Annotated in this window: 16 protein-coding genes; 6 read left to right on the top strand and 10 right to left on the bottom strand. The window is 53.9% G+C overall.

Going from position 1 to position 20,051, the window contains the following annotated elements; translation table 11 throughout:
• Positions 1-14: 14 nt before the first annotated feature.
• The gene (locus HYS22_08205; GenBank protein MBI1910135.1) at positions 15-1,367 is read right to left on the bottom strand and encodes a TldD/PmbA family protein; all 1,353 of its coding nucleotides are present in this window, start codon (positions 1,365-1,367) and stop codon (positions 15-17) included.
• A complete protein-coding gene (gene recN / locus HYS22_08200; GenBank protein ID MBI1910134.1) occupies positions 1,364-3,007 on the bottom strand; it encodes a DNA repair protein RecN in 1,644 nt (547 codons plus the stop codon). Before recN ends, HYS22_08205 begins: the two co-directional genes overlap by 4 nt.
• Before the next feature lie 51 nt (positions 3,008-3,058).
• On the opposite strand from recN, the gene HYS22_08195 reads away from it, so the two are divergent.
• The 3 genes from HYS22_08195 (at position 3,059) to HYS22_08185 (ending at position 6,743) form a co-directional block, all read left to right on the top strand.
• The gene (locus HYS22_08195; protein ID MBI1910133.1) at positions 3,059-4,318 is read left to right on the top strand and encodes a replication-associated recombination protein A; all 1,260 of its coding nucleotides are present in this window, start codon (positions 3,059-3,061) and stop codon (positions 4,316-4,318) included.
• Positions 4,319-4,355: 37 nt separating this feature from the next.
• Positions 4,356-4,637: a DUF2442 domain-containing protein gene (locus HYS22_08190; GenBank protein ID MBI1910132.1), complete on the top strand. Its 282-nt coding sequence runs from the start codon at positions 4,356-4,358 to the stop codon at positions 4,635-4,637.
• A gap of 525 nt (positions 4,638-5,162) precedes the next feature.
• Complete coding sequence (locus HYS22_08185; protein ID MBI1910131.1) at positions 5,163-6,743, top strand: hypothetical protein; 1,581 nt, start codon at positions 5,163-5,165, stop codon at positions 6,741-6,743.
• A gap of 91 nt (positions 6,744-6,834) precedes the next feature.
• On the opposite strand, the gene HYS22_08180 is transcribed toward HYS22_08185, so the two are convergent.
• The 4 genes from HYS22_08180 to HYS22_08165 are packed head-to-tail and all read right to left on the bottom strand — an operon-like array spanning position 6,835 to position 11,918.
• The gene (locus tag HYS22_08180; GenBank protein ID MBI1910130.1) at positions 6,835-8,136 is read right to left on the bottom strand and encodes a hypothetical protein; all 1,302 of its coding nucleotides are present in this window, start codon (positions 8,134-8,136) and stop codon (positions 6,835-6,837) included.
• Between the two features lie 9 nt (positions 8,137-8,145).
• On the bottom strand, positions 8,146-9,282 hold the full coding sequence (locus HYS22_08175) for a hypothetical protein (protein MBI1910129.1): 1,137 nt from the start codon (positions 9,280-9,282) through the stop codon (positions 8,146-8,148).
• 11 nt (positions 9,283-9,293) lie between these two features.
• On the bottom strand, positions 9,294-11,255 hold the full coding sequence (locus HYS22_08170) for an Ig-like domain-containing protein (GenBank protein MBI1910128.1): 1,962 nt from the start codon (positions 11,253-11,255) through the stop codon (positions 9,294-9,296).
• 21 nt (positions 11,256-11,276) lie between these two features.
• Positions 11,277-11,918, bottom strand: a complete 642-nt coding sequence (locus HYS22_08165) for a hypothetical protein (GenBank protein ID MBI1910127.1) — start codon at positions 11,916-11,918, stop codon at positions 11,277-11,279.
• A 171-nt stretch (positions 11,919-12,089) separates the two neighbouring features.
• Between HYS22_08165 and HYS22_08160 the strand changes: the two genes are divergently transcribed.
• Positions 12,090-13,577: an acyl-CoA dehydrogenase family protein gene (locus HYS22_08160; protein MBI1910126.1), complete on the top strand. Its 1,488-nt coding sequence runs from the start codon at positions 12,090-12,092 to the stop codon at positions 13,575-13,577.
• On the opposite strand, the gene HYS22_08155 is transcribed toward HYS22_08160, so the two are convergent.
• The 3 genes from HYS22_08155 to rpmF are packed head-to-tail and all read right to left on the bottom strand — an operon-like array spanning position 13,574 to position 15,017.
• Entirely contained in the window at positions 13,574-14,371 is a 798-nt protein-coding gene (locus HYS22_08155) for an undecaprenyl-diphosphate phosphatase (protein ID MBI1910125.1), read from the bottom strand. The genes HYS22_08160 and HYS22_08155 overlap by 4 nt on opposite strands.
• 12 nt (positions 14,372-14,383) lie before the next feature.
• On the bottom strand, positions 14,384-14,833 hold the full coding sequence (gene rpiB / locus HYS22_08150) for a ribose 5-phosphate isomerase B (protein ID MBI1910124.1): 450 nt from the start codon (positions 14,831-14,833) through the stop codon (positions 14,384-14,386).
• Position 14,834: 1 nt separating this feature from the next.
• Positions 14,835-15,017, bottom strand: coding sequence for a 50S ribosomal protein L32 (rpmF, locus tag HYS22_08145; protein ID MBI1910123.1), 183 nt, complete (start codon positions 15,015-15,017; stop codon positions 14,835-14,837).
• 96 nt (positions 15,018-15,113) lie between these two features.
• Here rpmF and HYS22_08140 point away from each other — a divergent pair, with 96 nt between their 5' ends.
• Complete coding sequence (locus HYS22_08140; protein MBI1910122.1) at positions 15,114-16,388, top strand: TolC family protein; 1,275 nt, start codon at positions 15,114-15,116, stop codon at positions 16,386-16,388.
• Positions 16,385-19,486: an efflux RND transporter permease subunit gene (locus tag HYS22_08135; protein MBI1910121.1), complete on the top strand. Its 3,102-nt coding sequence runs from the start codon at positions 16,385-16,387 to the stop codon at positions 19,484-19,486. Before HYS22_08140 ends, HYS22_08135 begins: the two co-directional genes overlap by 4 nt.
• Here HYS22_08135 and HYS22_08130 read toward each other — a convergent pair.
• Positions 19,476-20,042, bottom strand: coding sequence for a DUF177 domain-containing protein (locus tag HYS22_08130; GenBank protein MBI1910120.1), 567 nt, complete (start codon positions 20,040-20,042; stop codon positions 19,476-19,478). The two genes, HYS22_08135 and HYS22_08130, sit on opposite strands and share 11 nt — an antisense overlap.
• Between the last annotated feature and the right edge of the window lie 9 nt (positions 20,043-20,051).

Here is a 20,051-nt window from a genome sequence, read left to right as displayed (position 1 = left end):
GCATGAGCCTCACCTTAATTTCCAGCCACCTGCAACTCTTCGACCCAAAGGGTCGGTGAGCCGATCGACTCATAAAAGCGCAGATCGGCGCCAACTTCAACACTCTTTTTAAAAATCTCGTGCAGATTTCCGGCAATCGCCACCCCCCGGACCGGAAAGGCCTTCTCCCCCTTCTCAATCCAGAACCCGGTGGCCCCCACCGAAAAATCGCCGGAGAAGGGATCGATCGTATGGGCCCCAATAATATCCCGGACCCAAAAACCTTTATACAAAGAGCGGATCATTGCCTCTAACGGGCGTCGGCCCGGGGAGACAAAAAAATTGGAGTGCGAAAGGACCGGAAGATCCTTGAAACTTCCGCGAAAGGCATTGCCGGTCGAATTCAAACCATCGCGACAGGCGCTTGCCGAATCATAAAGAAAATGATTCAGGACCCCTTTTTCGACAACGACTGTCCGTCTCCTCGCGACCCCCTCACCATCAAACGGAGAAGAACGGTACCCCCCTTGGAGTCCTCCGTCATCGATCAAAGTCACCACCTTGGAATAAATCTCTTGTCCCTTCTTTCCCACCCAGGGTGATTTCTTCTTCTGGACATTTTCGGCAAGAAAGGACTGAACGAGCATGGAGAGAAGCGATGTCACCACCAGCGGGTCGAGCAGGGCCTGGGTCTTTTGCGTGGCGACCGGCCTGGCCCCCAGGAGGGACAACGCCCTTTCGGCCGTATCAGAAGCGAGCCGATCGGGATCGAGCTTATCAAAATGGGTCGAAAAATCGGTACTCCAGGCCGCCTGCTGGTCTTCCTGCGCCTCCGCAACCACCTGCAGGGAGATCTCACACAAACTTTTCTGGTAATGAAGGCCTCTTTTCTTCGCCGAAGAAAAGAGGGTGATCTCGGCCACTTCTTCCTGGTATTCCGCCTTTCGAATTCGTCTAATTCGCGGGTCTTTCGCCAGGACCCTCTTCTCCAATTCCACGGCCAACGCCATTCTCTTTTTTTCCGGCAACGTGGCTAGCGAAGAGTCACAGCCTTCAAAAACGGGCAGTTCTTCGGAACAAGTGGGGGTTGCCAATAAAGGGTGAATCACCCAAGGTTCTTCACTCAAAAAAGGCAACCCCTCGCAGGCATACCGGACCATTTTTTCGAGTGCGGACCGGTCCCAGGAACTGGCCATGGCAAAGCCAACCTTTCTGTTGGAAAAAATGCGCAAGGCGGCCCCCTTCGGCTCCGCCTTCTGGAAGGAGGTCACCTCCCCCCCCTTGGCCTCGATTCCGGTCTGCCGTGAAGACTGAAGGTATAGTTCAAACCCCTTCCCTTTTCCCGCCAGCCGATCTTTCACGCACTCAAGAACTTTTTCCGGTGTCATGGCTCCGTTCCTTTTAAAAGCTCCCGCGCATGGGCACGAACATTATCGGTGATTTGGAAACCGGCCAGCATCCGGGCGATCTCTTCTTCCCGCGCCTTATTCAAAAGAGGCGTCACCGCGGTCAACGTCCTCCCCTTTTTGACCTCTTTTCGGATCGCAAAATGGTGATCGGCCAAACAGGCAATCTGGGGGAGATGCGTAATCACAATCACCTGGGCCTTTTTGGACAGACGTTGAAGAGACCGGCCGACCGCCTCGGCCGCCGCCCCGCCGACCCCGACATCCACCTCGTCAAAGACGTAGGTCGCCACCTCTCTTGTCTCTCCCAAGATGGTCTTCAGGGCGAGAAGGATCCGCGCCAACTCCCCCCCTGAGGCGATCCGGGCCATCGGCCGGATCCCTTCTCCGGCGTTGGGGGCCATCAGAAACTCTACCCCCTCCCCCCCTTCCGGATCGAAAAAATCCTCCCCGATCCGGACAACCCCTTCGGTCAGCGGTTCCACCGCCGCTACAAACTGGATCTTGCCCATCCCCAAGGAAAGAAGCTCTTTCTCCACAAGAGAGGCCAGTTGGGCCGCGGCCTCTTTGCGCTTCTTCCTCAGTGACAGGGCGGCCGTTTTCAATTCCCCCTCTGACTCTGTCAAACGCCCTTCGATATCTTTTAAAATCTGGTCAAAATCCTCCAACCGGTTTAAATCTTCCTTGAGTTCTTTTTCCTTTTTCAGGATCTCTTTCACCAGACTGCCATATTTTTTCTTCAACCTCTTGAGAAGATCGAGTCTCTCCTCAACAAACTGGAGGTGGTCAGGGTCAAACTGGAGCGCCTCGCCGTACCCTTTCAGGCCGGAACCGGTCTCCTGAAGAAAGGCCAAGGCTGTTTCAAAATTTTTGGAGAAGGCCCCCAGTTTCGGATCAATTTTGACAAGGTGAGCCATCTCCCGAGAGAGGCCGGAGAGGCGATCAGTCAGATTATCCTCGCCGGAATAGAGGATCGATTCAATCCGGGTCACCGACTCCCCCAAACGAACAGCATGCTTGGCCACCTCCCGCTCCTGCAGGAGTTTTTCCTCCTCCCCCTCTTCAAGCCTGGCCGCGCAAATCTCCTGAAGCTGAAACTGGAGAAAATCCTCTTCCTTCCGGGTCTCCTCCACCTTTTGAAGGAATTTCTTTTTTTGATCACCCCATTCCTGGCACCGTCTGAACCTCTCCTGATAATTTTTTTTCTCTGTCTCCAGGCCTCCGAAGAGATCAAGAATTTCCCTGTGTCTTGCCGGCTGGAGAAGGGATTGATTTTCATGCTGGGTGGCCAAATCAATGAGCGGCTGACTCTGGGTCTGCAGGGAAGCGAGCGTTGCCGGATGAGCGTTGATCAAAATTTTATGCCTTCCTTCCTCATTCAGAAGACGCGAAAGGATGACCTGTTTCTTGTCCTTTAAAAACCCTCCTTCGACAACCGCCTCTTTTTCCCCCTTGCGGATCAGATCGGAAAAACCGCGGGAGCCCAGAAGGAGCGCCAGGGCCTGGATGATCACCGACTTGCCGGCCCCCGTCTCGCCGGAGAGGACGTTGAAACCGGGCCCAAACTCCAGGGTCAGGTCATTAATGATGGCAAAATTACGGATTCGGAGTGCTTGTAGCATGAAAGAGAGTTCTCTTGCGTCGACCTATCATGGCGTGTAAAGGAAAGTCTAATGGAAAAAACCCCTCTTTTTGAGACAGAACGAAAGGTTTCCCCTCCTCTTGCGGAAAAGATGAGGCCTGAGAAATTGGAAGACTTTATCGGTCAAGAACACCTGGTGGGACCGGGTCGGCCTCTCTGCCAGCAGATCCTGAAGGACCAAATCCCTTCACTCATTTTCTGGGGTCCCCCCGGAAGCGGGAAAACAACCCTTGCCCGCCTCATCGCCAAACAGACAAAGGCCTCGTTCCACGGTCTGTCGGCCGTCCTTTCGGGGGTCAAGGAGTTGAAGGAGATTGTCGAAAGGGCCCAGACGGACCTCAAACTCCACGGGCGCAAGACCCTCCTCTTTATTGATGAAATCCACCGTTGGAACAAGGCCCAGCAAGATGCCCTGCTTCCGCACATCGAAAACGGCACAATCATCCTGATCGGCGCCACGACGGAAAATCCCTCTTTTGAAGTGATCGGGCCGCTCCTCTCGCGAACCAAAGTCTACACACTGCGACCGCTCACGGAGGAAGAACTCAAAAAGATCATCAAAAGGGCACTCCCCGCGGAAGCCACGATGGAACCGAAGGCGTTGGACTTTATCATCAGCAGTTCCGACGGCGATGCCCGGCGGGCGCTGAATACACTAGAGATAGCGATTGGCCTGATCACCTCGCCCCCACCCCCTTTGATCACTCTTTCCATAGTCGAACAGGCGGTCCAAAAAAAGTCGCTCCTCTACGACAAGGCGGGGGAAGAGCATTACAACCTGATTTCCGCCTTTATCAAATCGATGCGCGGCTCCGACCCGGACGCCGCCATCTACTACCTCGCCCGAATGTTAGAGGCGGGAGAAGAGCCGTTGTTCCTTTGCCGAAGGATGGTGATCTTCGCCTCGGAGGATATCGGCAACGCCGACCCGCAGGCGATCCAGGTGGCGGTCAGCACGATGCAGGCGTTCGATTTTGTCGGGATGCCCGAGGGCTGGATCCCGCTTGCCCAGTGTGCGACCTATCTTGCCAGTGCCCCGAAATCGAATGCCAGCTACCTGGCGTACAAAAAGGCGAAGGCCGATATTGCAGAAACCGGTCATCAACCGGTCCCCAAACATCTCCGTAACGCCCCTACCGCCCTGATGAAGGCGGAAGGGTACGGCGAGCACTCTATAAAGGAGGAATACCTCCCGGAAAAACTCCGCGGGAGGAAGTATTACAAACCAACCGAGAACGGGCATGAAAAAGAGATCCGGCGGTACCTTGAAAGTCTGAAAAAAGGGGAATAGTTTTTTGAAAACCTACTTCTTGACTGGGAGAAAGAAAATGAAGATGTGGGGACATCGGCTTGAAAGGGTCGTCAAGACTGATCCGATTTCTTTTCAAGTTAAAGTAAAGTTTAGCAATGGATCTGTTGGTTCCATTGACCTCGGGCCTATTTTTGAGAAACCAAAAGGACTTGCGGCTGAAATTTTAAAGGGAGGGATATTCAATCATTGTTTTGTCGAGGCAGGGGCGCTGGCATGGCCCAACGGTTTTGAACTTTGCCCCGATGCCCTTTGGAAATGGTTTAAAGAAGAGCGAGCGCGGGACCAACAAGCGGCCTAAAATACCCGTTTCTTATTATCAATTTTCCCTTCATTGATCATTTATAGAGGAATACCTCCCGGAAAAACTCCGCGGGAGGAAGTATTACAAACCGACCCGCTAGTTTTAGGTAGCAACCTCTCCTGCCGGTAACCGATGAGTGGGTACCTGGGAGAGTATTTTATGGCACCGCCCGTAAATTGGGGATCCATCCCTGTTTTCTCTAATGGGCATTTGGGGGTTTATAATCATTCCAATGGAACCTGTGAAGAGGCCTCTGGACCGGAATGTCGTGACGTTTATAGGGCTCGATCCGCTTTCGGTGAAGCAACCCTTGACAGATCCCCCATGCCAAGACCAACCCTTTTCCTTGCCGATGCCCAACAGGCTTTTTCCGAGCCAGCTACGAATTCTTCCGTTGCGAATCCATCCTGCCACCTAATTCCCGAGGGACAAAGCAGTGCCCTGGATCCCTTTGCCATCCCCTATCAGGTTTTTTCCAAACTTCCGGGATTCCCAAATCCCCTCGAACAAGTAAAGTGCGGATTGACAGTTCTCAGTGCCGCTTCCAATCTTTTTAACAGTTGGTTTGCCGCAGAGTTCGAAAGATTCCAGCACGATCCTGTAGCCTATATGGCGACAGGCGGCGTCTTTAATCCTCTGCGAACCACAATTCAAGCACTGCAAGAGATGTGGGACCAGGCCGGTCAAACCGGTAAAGAGGCTCTGACCTTTGCCCAGGCGTTGGCGGGAACCGTCTCCCTGGATCTGGAAGGAGCCTTGAAAAAAGTTCTCACCTCACTCGATGAATACCAAAAATACACCAACGCCGGCGACACTGAAAACGCCAGACGGAAGTTACTAGAGACAGCTTACAATGTTGTGTTTCTGAAAGGAGAAGTGGACAAAATAGACCAAGTCATCAAGCCCGGTGTCGAACTGTTCATTCTCTACAAGTTTTTTGGTGAAAGCCTCCTTCAGGATGCCGCCATCCTGCTAAACGCTGAAGCTAACTGCGTCCAAAAAGCCATCGCGGCGGGCGACATCGCTATTACCTTTATCCCGGCCGCCAAAGCGCTGTCCCCGTCTGAAAGACTTGTGCTCCGAGTTAGCGATAAAACCATTTTGGCAAAAGGGACCACGACACTGGGAAGCTATTTCGAACTGAAAATGGGTCGAGTATCCCTCCGCTTTGATGAGAAGGCATTTTGGAAAGCGGTACGTTCCGTGGAAAGTGGGAATGGAGAATTTGTCCTCCGCTATCTCGAGGAGAGAGGGCTTCTCAAAAAATCGGCCCTCTCTATTGAAGCCAGGGGGTTGTCGGTCGAATTTCTTTTCAGACAGCGGGCCAGCTGGGGAAAAGCGATGCTGGAGATCTTGGGACTCGCGTCGTGGGACGATGCCACGGTCAAACGGGTCCTGCAGGATAAGGTTCGTGAAACGCTCCTTGCCGCTGCCGATACTGCTAATCCGTCAACCGATGTTCAGTACAAGAGGATCGACAGGGAAAGACACGGCTATATGATCACCGTGACACTGGGACAATTTGAACAATCGAAGGTTAAGGCCTACCTTTGGCTGGGAGATGAAACGGAAAAAGTGGAGCTGGTGGGCCTTGAAAAAGATCCTTGTGAAAAAGTGCCGATTCCACCCGATCGATTGATGGAATCCTGCTCTCCAGACCAAATAGAATTGTGGGAAAGTGTCATCCACAAGTTCAAACCACAAGAGACCCGGAGTGCAGTCCTGCCCTTTGGGCTGGCTCTTTGTTACGCAAAAACCAGAGACAAATTTTCGGAGGCCTTGCAATTGTTTGCCTTGGCTATCTCAATCAATCCACAGCCCGAGTTTTTTCTGAGCCGCGCACAACTGTACGTAAAGATGGAAAGGTTCGAAGAAGCCATTCCCGATCTAGAAGCGTTTTTAGCGTATCACCCTAACAACACGGATGTCCAAGCTGGCCTTGCTGGTGTTCTCGGAACACTAGGGTTACAGGCGGAAGATGCCAGGAATTATAAAAAAGCAGCTAAATACTACCGGCGCGCTCTACAATACGCTCCGAATCAACCAGCCCTCTTAGAAGGATTGCGCATCTGCACCGAAAAATTGGGGGGAAATCAACAATAGTTTGTACTCATGCCTGTCTCGAAAACAATACGTTACACGCGTGCCTGGCACAAATGACCCTCGGGGTGCCAGGCACCAATTAACCAACCCGCTAGTTTTCGGCCTCCCCCTCTTCTTCTTGGGGGGGACCCACAAGACTAAAGGTGATCTTCTCCGCCTTCACCTCCTGGGGGAGGGTGGCGGCTGTCAAGGAAGAGTTTACCTCAAAATCGGTGTCTTGGGTCAACCTTTCGGGGAGGACAAACGAGACCGTCTTGACCAACGCCTGCCCCTTGGGGATGGTGAGATTGCCACACTGAACTTTTTGCCCCAGATTATTGCAACCGGTCTCCACCGTCACTCCCGTCACAAATTTGGGCAGGTCTACCGTCAAGGTGCCGCTACTTAAATCGGCCGCCCCGTTGTTCTTCGCAGTAACAAGGACCGTGATCTGCTGGTTTAACGCGATCTGTCCGGACATCGATTGTTCAACCAGGAAGTCCGGTTCGGCAATTTTTTTAAGCGTAATGGTCGGCAAGGAGATCAGCTTGTCATTCTTGCAGATCATCGTCGGTGTTAGCGAGACTTCTGCCGGGGCTTCTTTGGTCAAACGAATAGGGAGCGCCGTTGTCGTAACCTCCCCGCCGGGGACTCCTGTGGATGTCGGTTTTTGATCTTTTGGTTTCGCAATAACCAGTTGCCGCGTTGTCGGGTTCGGTTTCATGATTTCGCTCACCACTTCCACCCCCTGGGGAAGAACCAGCGGTTGCGCCTCACACCGGCTCAGGAGGCGGACCGGGATCGGGACAACCTCCCCCACCTTTAAACTCCTTGTCTCTTCCTTGGCAATGAGGGCCAGCGAATCCGAGTAGAGCGGCGGGATCGCTATACTGATTTCGATCTCTCCAAAGGCCTTGTCAATACACGACTCCAGAGAACCCGGTTGCTGGGTCGCCCCCGTCTTGCTGGATTCGGGACCGGCACCGGCGGTATTCGGCTGTGATTCGGCGCCCCCCTGGTTATCGTCCGATGTCGGTTGCGACGCTGGTTCCTCCGTCACTGCCTGCAAGACCATCGCCTGTTCTTCCTTCTTCACCGAACCGGTCCCCTGGGAGGGCTGGGATTCCGAAGAAGACTTCGCCGTGAGGGAGGCCTGGGAGATCTTGACGCAGATTTTCCCTTCCGTGCTGTTTTTAAAATCCTTGAATTCGTATTTGCCATCAGCCCCCGTCACCCCTTCCCCCTGGGGTTCTCCATTCATTGAGACCGTAAAGGCCAAACCGGTAAGCCCCGCCTCCTTCTCTCCCTTATATTGGTCCTCGTTTTCATCCAGATAGACCTGACCGGTCACCTTCATCGAACAGGAGGTCATGAGTAAAAAGAAAAGAGATAAAAGAAATTGGGTTTTTCTCATAACTTCCTCCTATTTTACATAATATTCTGCGCGACCACCCCCAGTAACAGAAACGATGAGTCGAAGCGGAGGGGTCTCTACAATCTTCATCTCAAATCTGGACAGGTCGATCCTCATGATGCTCCCCCGCGCCGGATCACCGGGAAAAGGCAGTGTGGGATCATCGGTTAGTACCAACTGAATAACACTGGCCGGGATGATCAGGAGACCGGAATCGGCCATTTCAAAGCAGTCAATGGAAAGGGCGCTACTGAGGACTACTTTAAGGAAAACCTTCTTTCCCGGCATCGGGTTTGACCATTGAAGAGTAACCGGGTTGCTTCTGGGACCCGAAGAATAGCCACCGGGGGCCGGTTTTGGAGAGAGGATACGCAGTTCAGGGGGGGCCGTCATTGTGGCCTCAAAAGCAGGGATCCCTTCCGGGAGACCGGTCCCCTGAATATGGATCTCTTCACCCCCGGCAAAAAGATCCATCCCTTCCTTCATATTATAGTAATGATTTTTCGTAATCCCACTCACTCCGGCAGGGACAGTCTTTTCCATATGAAGCTTTTCCGTATAATAGAGTTTCTGCGAATTGAGGGGAGGGGGAAGAGATTGATAGCCAGGGGGGACGCCAAATTGAAAATCCAGGATACCCGTTTTGAAACCATTCACCATCAGGAGACCAGCATCAAGCTGTTCGGGCAGTGATGTCTTTGTGGAAGGGGGCGAAGAGGTTTTTTTGATCAACTCGGTCATGTCCACTTTCCGGCATTCACTGGGCATGCCGGGGACCATCTCTACCTTGGCCCCGTTCTCCTCGAGAAACTTGAAATGATCCTCATAGCTTTGGATGGTGACATCCACCATCCCTTTGGAGGCAAGAAAGGCGGCACGGTTTTCCTTTGCCGCCGTAGCATCAGAAAAGAAGACCCCTACCAGGATGTCCGACCGGTTTTCAGGGACTTGATCGGTCTCCGTGAACGAAAGAAGACCGAGGTACTTGAATGAATCTTCACCCGTCGCAGGATCCTTTTCCTCCTTCGCTGGACCGGTCTCTTCGGACCCCTTTTTCTCCTCCTCCTTTCCCCCGCCGGAACAAGCAACGAAGCCGATGACAAACAGGAACGGCAAAAACAGGAGAAGAATCTTTGTCCTTTTCATAATGAGACCTCCTAAAACTCCGGGACCTGTCTGGCTCGCAGGAGCCGGTTACCTTCGAGCGGCACATCCCCCAGACCGAGTTGCCCCGAAATCGCCGTCCCTTTCGTGTTGCCCCCCCAGACCCAAACGGTCCCATCCTCTTTAAGGGCTACGGAATGCGCCCCACCAGCATCGATGACAACCAGACCGGTGAGATTGCCGCTATCGGCCGGTTCTTTCTGGACCGGCAGGTTTTGTGTTTTGGACTGGGCCTCCCCATGTCCCAATTGACCGGAGGTGTTGAAACCCCAACTCTGAATAGTTCCGTCTCCCTTGAGCGCCATGGAATGCCCTCCAGTGGTCCCAAGATGACTGCCTCCCGCTTCGATAGAAACAACGCCGCTCAATTCAACAACCAGGACAGGAGAGACCCGGAAATCAGGGTCTTTGATGATCCCATCCCCCAATTGGCCGACATCATCGGCCCCCCAGGCATAAACACCACCCCCTCCCTCGACGAGGGCCAAGGCATGATTCGAACCGGCCGCAATGGCGCTCATCCTGGGCAAGTGGGCGAGGCTTCCATCCGGATTTATCGTTAAAACGGGCCCGGGAGCCTGGGAACGATCCACTCCTCCTGTTTGTCGTCCCAACTGCCCCCTGTTATTGAAACCCCAACTCCAGACTGTCCCGTCACCCCTCAGCGCCAGGGTAAAACTGGTGCCTGCCGCAATATCCACAACGTTGTTCAGCCCGGCAACAAGGGCCGGTCGGGAACCTGGTTCTGCGGCAGTCGCGGTTCGACCCAGTTGTCCGGTTTGATTTTGACCCCAGGTCCAAACAGTTCCGTCTTCCTTGAGGGCCACTGTATGCCATCCCCCGGCCACCACCTTTTTAACACCATTGAGACTGGGAATAGCGGTTGCTACGGTTACCGATTGTGATGTTGTCCCGAGACCAATTTGACCATTCCCATTGGCCCCCCAGGCCAAAACGGTGCCGTCTTCCTTGAGGGCTACCGTATGCATCACTCCGGCAGAGAGACCGGTCACACCTGACAAATGACTCAAAGGTTGATAAAGGGTAATGACCTGACGGGGGATAGAAGAATAAAGGGGAGTGCAATTCGAAAAAACGCCCAGGGTACAACTACTATTGTTCCCCCAGGCCCAAACGGTCCCGTCCGATTTGAGGGCCACCGTATGGTAGTGGCCGGCCGCCACCATCCCGCGGGTCCGGAAGGTAAAACTGGTCTCTGCCATCGGGTTGCCGGCAAGATCGGTCACGCCGGAGATCACCACCTGATAGAGACTGGCGATCCGCAAAGGGGCCGACGGAACTAAAGCCAGCGAGTGGCTTGCAGGATCGTAACCCGGTTGCCATTGAACAGCCTGAATAGCATCCCCCAAACGGTTCCACCGGATGTTCTCCGGCCGGAGGCTCTCTTCATCCAGAGGCTCACTAAAGGAGATCCAGACCTGTTCAACGGGGGAGACATTCAGGGCCTCATTCGCAGGAATTGTTGCCAAAAGGGTCGGGGCGATCTGATCGACCTCCGGTGCCGGCGGTTGATCAGCCGGTGTCGTAGCCACGACCGGTCCTTGATCCACCGGCGGCGGGGTCACAGGCGTTTCGGGTGGTACCGGTCCGGAAGCAGTCACTCCTCCTTGCAGCTTTTTGGTAATATCGCCAAGACAAGCCGCCTCACTCTCCCCCCGGATCTGGGGGCAATCGAGAGACTTGATACAGGCCAGCATCTCCTGTTTAATCGTTTCATCCGCCTTCGGAAGGCCTTGACCAAAAATGCCGTTGTCGCAATCGGAGAGGCAGTCCGTCTCCGGCATCTTTTCGGTCAGACAGTCATTCACCTTGGTGCACAACTCAGGACAACCAAACAGGGCCTGTTCCTTGATATCTTTGGTCTTGTCTCCACTGCCGCTACAGGCGGAGAGGGAAATCAAAACGGAGGCCAGGCAAAATATTTTTCGAGTCATAGGACCTCCCAACATTAAGCTCTATGGCACCCCCGGCAATCTCACGGGAAGACGCTGTACCCCTCCGGGTTGGGGGATAGTCCCTGCTGGAGGGATCGGTACACCGGCAGGTAATACCTGGGCTCCTGAAGGAGGCACGGGGACCGCCCCTGGAGCCAGTGTCCCGACACCGGCCGGCAAGGAAAAGCGTGGGGTTGGTGGTGTCGCAGGGGGTGCGTTTGTATCCCCTTCCTCTTTTGTCTCTGTCTCTGTTTCATTAACGATCGTTTTTTGCTCCTCAGCAGGAGGTGTCTGTTCCGACGGAGGGGGTGTATTTACCCCGGCGATCTTCTTGCCAAGCTCCACAAGACAATCGGCCGGCTTCTCCCCCTTGATCTCGGCGCAATCCATCCCCTTGTAACAGGAGAGCAGTTCCTGTTTCGTCTCGTCACCAAGCTTCGCTGCGTTCGGACCCATAGATCCCTCGTCACAGTTCTTGATACAATTATCCAGAAATTCCTGAGGGATCTCCGTATCGGGATTGAAACAACCGGCAATTTTTTTGCAGGCACTCTCACAGGTGAACTTTCCTGTCTCTTTTGAATCCTTGACGCCATCGCCGTCACTGCAACCGATAACAAACGGAATACCGACTAGAAAAACCAAGACAGAAAGTTTGCCCATAAAACCTCCCTTTGAGTGGTAATGATGCAATCCGTAGGCCAACCGTCGGCGAATTCTAAAACTGAATTATTTAATTATTTCATTGGTTTATAATTTAGGGGCTTCGTCGTTGATTATCAAATTGATAAAAACCTACCAATATGAGACAAAAAATTGACACTCCAGCAACCGATGATGACTGACAAACAACTTCTAAACTTCAAGCCTCTGCACGGTACTGATTTCTATGGAGCGGACCCCTCGTTCCAATCACTGTTAAAAACAGTCTCTCCCAATCAGGGGTCTTCCCTTCATGAAAAACTTAAAACCTTCTCCAAAAAGGTTTCTCAAAACTGGGATATTCTTGCGGAAGAGGCGGCCAACAATTACTCCGGACCGAGGATAGAATCGTTCGATGCGCCGGGAAATCCGATCGACCGGATCTGGCTCCCGCCCCCGGTTCGGCAACTCCGCCGTGAGGTGGTCGAGGCCGGCATCTTCGAAAACAGTTCCCAGCTGGAGATGATGGGAAAGGTTTACCTCCTCTCCCATCTCGGAGAGTCTTCGGTCGTCTGCCCGCTCGCCTGCACCGAGGGACTGATCCGCGTTATCGAAGCGGTTGGTTCCGACTTTTTAAAAAAGAATTACCTTCCCAAACTCCGCTCTAAAGAAACACCGCTCGCCGGGGCCCAGTTCATCACCGAACAGGATATGGGTTCAGATGTTGGTGCCCTGACAACAGAAGCCAAACCACTTGAGAACGGTCAGTGGTCTCTTCATGGTGAAAAATGGTTCTGTTCCGCCATCGATGAATATTTCCTAGTTGCGGCACGGCCTCAAGCGGCCCCCAAGGGAACGGAAGGGGTTGCCATCTTTTTTGTGCCGCGAACCCTCGACGGGAAACTCAACAACCTTCATATCAAACGTCTTAAAAACAAGATCGGCACCAAAGAACTGCCAACCGCAGAGATCGATCTGGAGGGAGCCATCGGTTATGCTATCGGTCCGGTCGAATCCGGGTTCAAAAACCTGATGAACCATGTCATCAACACCTCCCGGATCATGAACGCCGCCAGCGCCTGCGGCTTGATGGCGAGGGCGCTCCTTGAGGCCAAGAACTACACGTCACAACGGACCGCCTTTGGCCGGAGGATCGGCGACTACCCGATGGTCCAGGAAAGTTTAAAGAAGATGGCAACAACCCTGCAAAAGAAGAGGTCACTCTATTTTCACCTGATCGCTGAACTGGACCGTGAGCCTCTTGAAGAAGGGAGCGACCGCGCCTACTGGCTCCGTTTTCTGATCAACCTCTGCAAATACCGAACCGCCATTGGGGCCACGGAATGCGTCCATGAGGCGATCCTCCTTTTGGGAGGGAACGGAACGATTGAAACCTTTTCCATCCTCCCCCGTCTCTACCGTGACAGTCTTGTCATTGAAACATGGGAAGGGACGCACAACGTGCTCGCCCTCCAGATTTGTCGGGACAGCCTCCGCTTCCCGTTCAAAGACTGCCTTCAAGAACAGCTGGGTGAATCACCCTTGGGTGAAGGAATGAAACCGCTTCTTCACGATCTGGATCGTCTGGCTGATCCGGAATGGGTCAGTCGGAACGCCCTTCACCTGGTTAACCGGTTGGGGGAACTCCTGGAAGAGGTCTCCGGAAGCAACGCGACCTAAAGGAAAAAGAAGGAAAAAATACCAACGGCCCAACAGTAATAGGCAAAAAAATGGAGTCGGCCGCGGCTGATCACCCCGATCAACCATCGGATCGCCAGAAAACCGCTCACCGCCGAAACCAAACTCCCGACAACCACAGGGAGAATAAGAGATGAATCAAAATGGGCCATCTCCCGGGCCTCGAGAAGACCGGCTCCCAAAATCGCCGGGATCGCCATGAGAAAGGAAAACCGGGCGGCAAACCGTTGATCGAAACGGAGGAAAAGGGCGGCGGCAACCGTCATCCCGGAACGGGAAACGGCCGGAATGATCGCCAAGGCCTGGGCCCAACCGACCCAAAAGGCATCCCTGGAGGAGACCTCCCCTTCCCCTTTGGGTGGAGTGCCCTTTTCGTAACGGGCTAGATAACGGGTTCCCCAAAGGACAAAACCGGTAAAAAGAAATTCAAAGGGAAGGGTGGAGGAAGCGGCGAAGAGCCGTTCAATCGTCCCTTTGAAAAGAAGTCCTACCGCAACGGCCGGCAAGGTAGCCACCACCAGGAGTAAAACAAGCCTTCTCCCGGTACGGTCTTTGCCAAAAACTCCCAAAACCATCCGCCCCAGATCCTTCCAATAGATCGCCACAACAGAAAGGAGTGTCCCCAGATGAAGCGCCACATCAAAGGCCAAAACCTCTTTCGGGTTGGTAAAACCAAAAAACTTCTGAAAGAGGACGAGATGACCGGAACTGGAGATCGGCAAGAATTCGGTAAAACCTTGAACGATGCCGAGAATGGCGGCCTGAAAGAGACTCATGAAAGATCCTTTTTATTTGAGATTCTTTTTGTCTATCTCAGAAATTTTCTGGAGGCGCCGGTCATGCCGCCCCCCTTCATATCGGGTCGTCAGCCAGATTTTGACCAGCTCTCGTGCCTTCTCCGGGTCATTGACCCGTCCCCCCAAACAGACGATGTTGGCGTTATTATGCTCCTTGGCCATCCGGGCGGTATAAGGGTCATTCACAACAGCGGCCCGGATCCCCTTGAACTTGTTCGCCACAATCGCCATCCCGATCCCGGTGCCGCAGACCAAAACCCCCGCATCGACCTTTCCTTCCGAAACCTGCTCCGCCACGGCAATGGCGTAATCAGGGTAGTCCACAGACTCCGCCCCCTCACTGCCATAATCGGTCGTGTCTACATGGAGTTCCAACAGAAGTTTTTTGATGGTCTCTTTGAGAGGAAAACCACCATGATCGGTGGCCAGAGCGATTTTCATGCTACTTTTTGTCCATCGGAACGACTTCCGTATCCCCATAATAACCGCAGGAAAGACAGACCCGGTGCGGCCATCGGGGCTCCTTGCAACGGGGGCACGGGTTCAAGGAGGGGACCTTCAGATGAATAGCGGCCCGCCGGTTATTCCGGCGCGCCCTGGACTTTTTTCGCTTCGGGACTGGCATGGGCCAGAGAACCTAGTGGGAAAGAAAAGAGTTGTCAAGAAGCGTCAATGCCGCAATACTTAACAACACTCCACTATTTTTATACGGAATCCAGCGATGAATCGAAGACTGTTTCTCGTCACCTTTTTATTAACCGGTTTGAACGCCTCCGCCGGGGAACTGAAAACAGTGACCCTTCAAGACTGTTACAACAAGGCCTTGAAACAGAGTGCCACGCTCGCCATTCAGGAAGAAACCATCCGGATAGCCGAGGCCCATTACCTTCAGGCCTTGGGAACGGCCTTGCCAAAAATCAATGCGAAGGGAACCGAATTTGTCCAGGCCGCCGGATCGGACAGCGGGGCCCTCAATACCTTTACCCGGCGGACACGTCCCGAGGTGGCAATTACCCTTAGGCAACCTCTGTTTCAGGGGTTGAGGGAATTTAAGGCCCTCGCCGTCTCCGGATCGGAAAAGAAGATGAATCGACTGACCGTTGAGCGGGCCCGCCAACTCCTTTTTCTGGATGTTGCCGTCGCCTACACCACCCTTTTAAATCTTGAAGAGGATGGGAAGATTCTCCAAAATATGCTTTCGACACTCCAATCCAGAAATCAAGAAATTGACAGAAGGATTCGTCTTGGAAAATCGAGAGAGAGTGAAAAATTGGCCTCGGAATCTCAAAGCCTGGTGTTGGAATCCGAACTGGAGAAAAACCGGGGGCAGATCAAAACCGCCTATGAAATGCTCAGCTTTCTCACCGGAGAACGGTTGATGCCAGAAGGACAACGCCTAAGCGACAGCCCTACGCCCCCCGTCTCCCTGCCATCGGAAGAGGAGGCCCTCCTGTCACTCCATTCCCGACCGGACCTCGCCGCTACAGAAGAAGGGCTCAAACTGGCCAGAGGAAAACTCTCCGTCGAAAGAGGGGCCTTTCTGCCGACCCTCGATGCCCAGGCCAATTACTACCCTTACCGTGTCGGCCTTTACAGCGATATTAACTGGGATCTTCTTTTTACCCTCAACTTCCCAATCTTCGACGGGACAACGTGGGGAAGGGTCAAAGAGGCCAAGGCCGGTTTCAAACAGGCCGAACTGGACAAACAAGATAAATTCCGCCGTGCCGAAATGGAGGTCCGCAACTCACTCAACAATTGGCAAACCTCTCGCTCTCACGAATCGGCCCTGAAAAAGGCCGCCGCCAAAGCGGAGGCGAATTACAAGGCCCAGGCCCAGGATTACCAACTCGGCCTCGTCAACAATCTTGAGGTGTTGCAGTCGATGAAAGAGTGGCTGGAGCGTCAACGGGAGGAGGCCCAGGCCCGGTATCAGGCAAAACTGGACTATCTCCAGTTTAAAATCACTACAGGCAGTTTGGAGGCCCAGCAATGACGCTTTCAGAAATCTCCATTCGTAATCCCGTCTTTGCCTGGATGCTGATGGCCGCCTTGATTCTTTTTGGGGGAATCGGTTTTTCCCGGATGGGGGTCTCCGAGATGCCGGATGTCGACTTTCCGGTGATCACCATCCATCTTTCACTCGAAGGGGCCGCCCCGGAGGTGATGGAAACCGACGTTGTCGATATTGTGGAAGATGCCGTCACCTCCATCCAGGGGATCCGCGAAATTACCTCTTCTTGCCGGCAAGGGATCGCCACCGTGAGCGTCGAGTTTGAGCTGGGCAGAAACATCGATGCCGCCCTCCAGGAGGTTCAGACCAAGATCGCCCAGGTCCAGAGGCGGCTCCCCAACGAGATCGACCCCCCCACGGTGACCAAGACCAATCCGGAAGACAACCCGATTATCTGGCTTGCCCTCTCCGGGGAGAGGCCGATCCGAGAGCTGATGGAGTACACGCGCAATTCCCTCAAGGACCAGTTTCAAACCGTTTCCGGCGTGGGGGAGGTCTTCCTGGGCGGCTTTTTGGAACCGAACCTCAGGGTCTGGTTGGACGCCGGGAAGCTGGCCGAAAAAGAGCTGACCGTTGATGATGTGCTGGCCGCCATTGAGCGGGAACATGTCGAGATGCCGGCGGGGCGAATTGAAACAACTGACAAGGAATACAACATCAGGACCCTGGGAGAGGCCCCCACCGCCGAAGAATTCAGCCGCCTTGTGATCTCCCAAAGAGGCGGCCAGCCGGTTTACAAGACCATTTTGCTGAAAGAGGTAGCAGCCGTCGAAGAGGGGCTGAACGACGTCCGCAGGGTCTCCCGTGTGAACGGGCAGACCGCCATCGGTTTGGGGGTCCGTAAGCAACGGGGGGCCAACGCCGTCGAGGTGGCCGAAAATGTGACAAAGAAAGTGAAAGAGATCCAATCGCAGCTTCCCCAGGGGTTGCACCTGGACATCAACTTCAACAGCACCCGCTTTATCAAGGAATCGATCGGCGAACTCAAATTCACCCTCCTTCTCTCGGCCCTCCTGACCGCCCTGGTCTGCTGGCTGTTTTTGGGGTCGTTCAGTTCCACCTTCAATATCCTCCTGGCAATCCCAACCTCCGTTATCGGCACCTTTCTTGTGCTCTACTTTGCCGGTTTCACGCTGAACAATTTCACACTGTTGGGCCTTGTCCTGGCAATCGGCATCGTCGTGGACGATGCCATCATGGTCCTCGAAAACATCTACCGCCATCAGGAAGAACGGAAGGGTGGTTCACCCAAGGGCATCCCCTCCAAGGAAAACAAGATTGCCGCGGCCATCACCGGCTCCCGGCAGATCACCTTTGCCGCCATTGCGGCCACACTGGCCATCATCGCTATCTTTCTCCCGGTCGCCTTCATGAAGGGAGTTATCGGCAAATTCTTTTTCCAGTTTGGGGTCACCCTCTCCGTAGCCGTTTCCCTTTCGCTACTGGAGGCCCTGACACTCACACCGATGCGCTGTTCTCAGTTTGTCTCGACCGGCAGACGAACAACCCGGCTGGGAAAAGAGGTGGACCGTTTCATCGAAAAACTGGCCCCCCTCTATCGTCGGCTCCTGGGGAAAACACTGCAACACCGGGGGAAGGTGGTGATCGCCTCGGCTCTTTTCTTCGTTCTTTCGCTCGGTTCGTTGAAATTCCTGAAAAAAGAATTTGTGCCGGCTCAGGATCAATCGATGTTTCTCGTCAGCCTTCAAACCCCCGTCGGCTCCTCCCTCTCCTTTACCGACAGCCGGTTCCGGCAGGCGGAGGCCTTTTTGACCTCGCGTCCGGAGGTAAAACGCTACTATGCCGCCGTCGGCGGATTCGGCGGCAGTGAGGTCAATTCGGGCGTGATCTTTATCACCCTCAAGCCCAAGGGGGAGCGAAAGCTCTCTCAACAAAAATTTATGGACCTGGTCCGGAAGGAGTTGAACAACATTCCGGACACCAAGGCCTTCATCCAGGACCTTTCCATGCGCGGGATGACCGCCAAACGCGGCTTCCCTGTTGAATTCAACATTCAGGGGCCGGATTGGGAGAAACTGGTCGACCTCTCCCAAAAGATTGAAGAAAAGATGAAGGCCAACACCCTCTTTGTTGATGTGGATACGGATTATCAGACCGATATGCCGGAGGTCCGGATCATCCCCGACCGTGAAAAGGCGGCCGCGCGCGGGGTCAGTGTCAGGAATATCGCGCGGACCATCAATGTCGCCTTCGGCGGGGTACAGGCTGGAAAGTTCATTGAAAACGGGCGTCGGAACGATGTGCGGGTCCGTCTCAAGGAAGAAGACAGGGTCCGGTCCGGGGATATTCAAAGCCTCTTCGTCCGGAACAACCACGGGGAACTGATCCCGCTCTCGGAGGTCACGACCCTTTCGGAAAAACCGACACTCCTCAAAATCACACGAACCAACCGGGAACGATCGGTCGGGCTGATGGCCAATGTCGCCAAGGGTGGTTCACCCAAGGGCGCTTCGCAGGCCGAGGCCCTGAAGGCCGCCTCCAGGATCGCCTCCGAAATCCTGCCGGAAGGGTATCGCGTTGTCTTTAGCGGCTCGGCACAAACCTTCAAGGAATCGTTCACCAGTTTGACCTTCGCCCTCTGGCTCGGGATCCTTGTCGCCTATATGATCCTCGCCTCGCAGTTCAACAGTTTCCTGCATCCCTTCACCGTCCTGCTCGCCCTCCCCTTCAGCGTTTCCGGGGCCTTCATTGCCCTGCTAGTGGGGTGGCAGTCCCTGAACATCTACAGCATGATCGGTCTGATTCTTTTGATGGGGATTGCAAAAAAGAATTCGATCCTGCTCGTCGATTTTACGAATCAGATGAGGCGGCAAGGAAAACCGCTTCAGGAAGCCCTGATGACCGCCTGTCCTGTTCGTCTCCGGCCGATTTTGATGACTTCGGTTTCCACGATCGCCGCCGCCATCCCACCGGCCCTGGCACTCGGGCCCGGCTCCGAGACACGGATCCCGATGGCAATCGCCGTCATCGGGGGTGTTCTCGTCTCCACAGGGCTCACCTTATTTGTCGTCCCTGCAACTTACAGCCTGCTTGCCCGGTTTGAGAGGACTAAGACTTAAATATCCTTTTCAAGGCCACAAAGGGAGAATGCTTTTTTTGAGGGGGGCAGGAGCACTTTCCCTTATTCAGATTCTGACCACACTGCGGGCAAAGTCCTTTGCAATCCTCCTGACAAAGGTTGCGGATCGGAGTCTCTAAAACAATCTGTTCGTGGACGATTTGAGCAATATCGATCTCATCCCCCTGATAGAAACTAAAATTAAGATCATCCTTGCTGAGTTTAATGTCATCCCCGGCCGCCTCTTCCGGCTTCTCATAAGGAGCCATATCCATTTTCAAGGGGATGGAAAGGTGATGATGAAATGGTTCCAGACAACGATCGCAGGTCGGGTCGGTATCAATCTCAATTTGCCCGACAACCGAGACATTCCGGCAGGTCTTGTCCAGATGCGCGTTAAAAGAGGCCCTGTTTGTCTTCGGGAATTTCTCGCGGAGGGCCTCCCGAACGGTCTCGTCAAACCAGTGGTCTTGCCCCTTGGGTGACACACCCTTAGAGGGAGATTCTTCCACAAGATCAAGCCCCTCCTCCGGGATATCCAGAATCCTTATTTTCATTTTTACTCC

Source organism: Deltaproteobacteria bacterium (genome assembly GCA_016177765.1).
In the GTDB taxonomy this organism is placed as follows: Bacteria; UBA10199; UBA10199; order JACPAL01; family JACOUP01; genus JACOUP01.
Note: the sequence above shows the minus strand (reverse complement) of the source record. Positions and strands in the feature narration are given on the sequence as shown.

Excerpts from the sequence above, each read along its gene's own strand:
- HYS22_08180 (MBI1910130.1), bottom strand. The coding sequence starts at position 8,136 with ATGAGAAAAACCCAATTTCTTTTATCTCTTTTCTTTTTACTCATGACC.
- HYS22_08140 (MBI1910122.1), top strand. The coding sequence starts at position 15,114 with ATGAATCGAAGACTGTTTCTCGTCACCTTTTTATTAACCGGTTTGAAC.
- HYS22_08130 (MBI1910120.1), bottom strand. The coding sequence starts at position 20,042 with ATGAAAATAAGGATTCTGGATATCCCGGAGGAGGGGCTTGATCTTGTG.
- HYS22_08160 (MBI1910126.1), top strand. The coding sequence starts at position 12,090 with ATGATGACTGACAAACAACTTCTAAACTTCAAGCCTCTGCACGGTACT.
- HYS22_08195 (MBI1910133.1), top strand. The coding sequence starts at position 3,059 with ATGGAAAAAACCCCTCTTTTTGAGACAGAACGAAAGGTTTCCCCTCCT.
- HYS22_08190 (MBI1910132.1), top strand. The coding sequence starts at position 4,356 with ATGAAGATGTGGGGACATCGGCTTGAAAGGGTCGTCAAGACTGATCCG.
- HYS22_08135 (MBI1910121.1), top strand. The coding sequence starts at position 16,385 with ATGACGCTTTCAGAAATCTCCATTCGTAATCCCGTCTTTGCCTGGATG.
- HYS22_08165 (MBI1910127.1), bottom strand. The coding sequence starts at position 11,918 with ATGGGCAAACTTTCTGTCTTGGTTTTTCTAGTCGGTATTCCGTTTGTT.
- HYS22_08155 (MBI1910125.1), bottom strand. The coding sequence starts at position 14,371 with ATGAGTCTCTTTCAGGCCGCCATTCTCGGCATCGTTCAAGGTTTTACC.
- HYS22_08205 (MBI1910135.1), bottom strand. The coding sequence starts at position 1,367 with ATGACACCGGAAAAAGTTCTTGAGTGCGTGAAAGATCGGCTGGCGGGA.
- HYS22_08175 (MBI1910129.1), bottom strand. The coding sequence starts at position 9,282 with ATGAAAAGGACAAAGATTCTTCTCCTGTTTTTGCCGTTCCTGTTTGTC.
- rpiB (MBI1910124.1), bottom strand. The coding sequence starts at position 14,833 with ATGAAAATCGCTCTGGCCACCGATCATGGTGGTTTTCCTCTCAAAGAG.
- rpmF (MBI1910123.1), bottom strand. The coding sequence starts at position 15,017 with ATGCCAGTCCCGAAGCGAAAAAAGTCCAGGGCGCGCCGGAATAACCGG.
- recN (MBI1910134.1), bottom strand. The coding sequence starts at position 3,007 with ATGCTACAAGCACTCCGAATCCGTAATTTTGCCATCATTAATGACCTG.
- HYS22_08170 (MBI1910128.1), bottom strand. The coding sequence starts at position 11,255 with ATGACTCGAAAAATATTTTGCCTGGCCTCCGTTTTGATTTCCCTCTCC.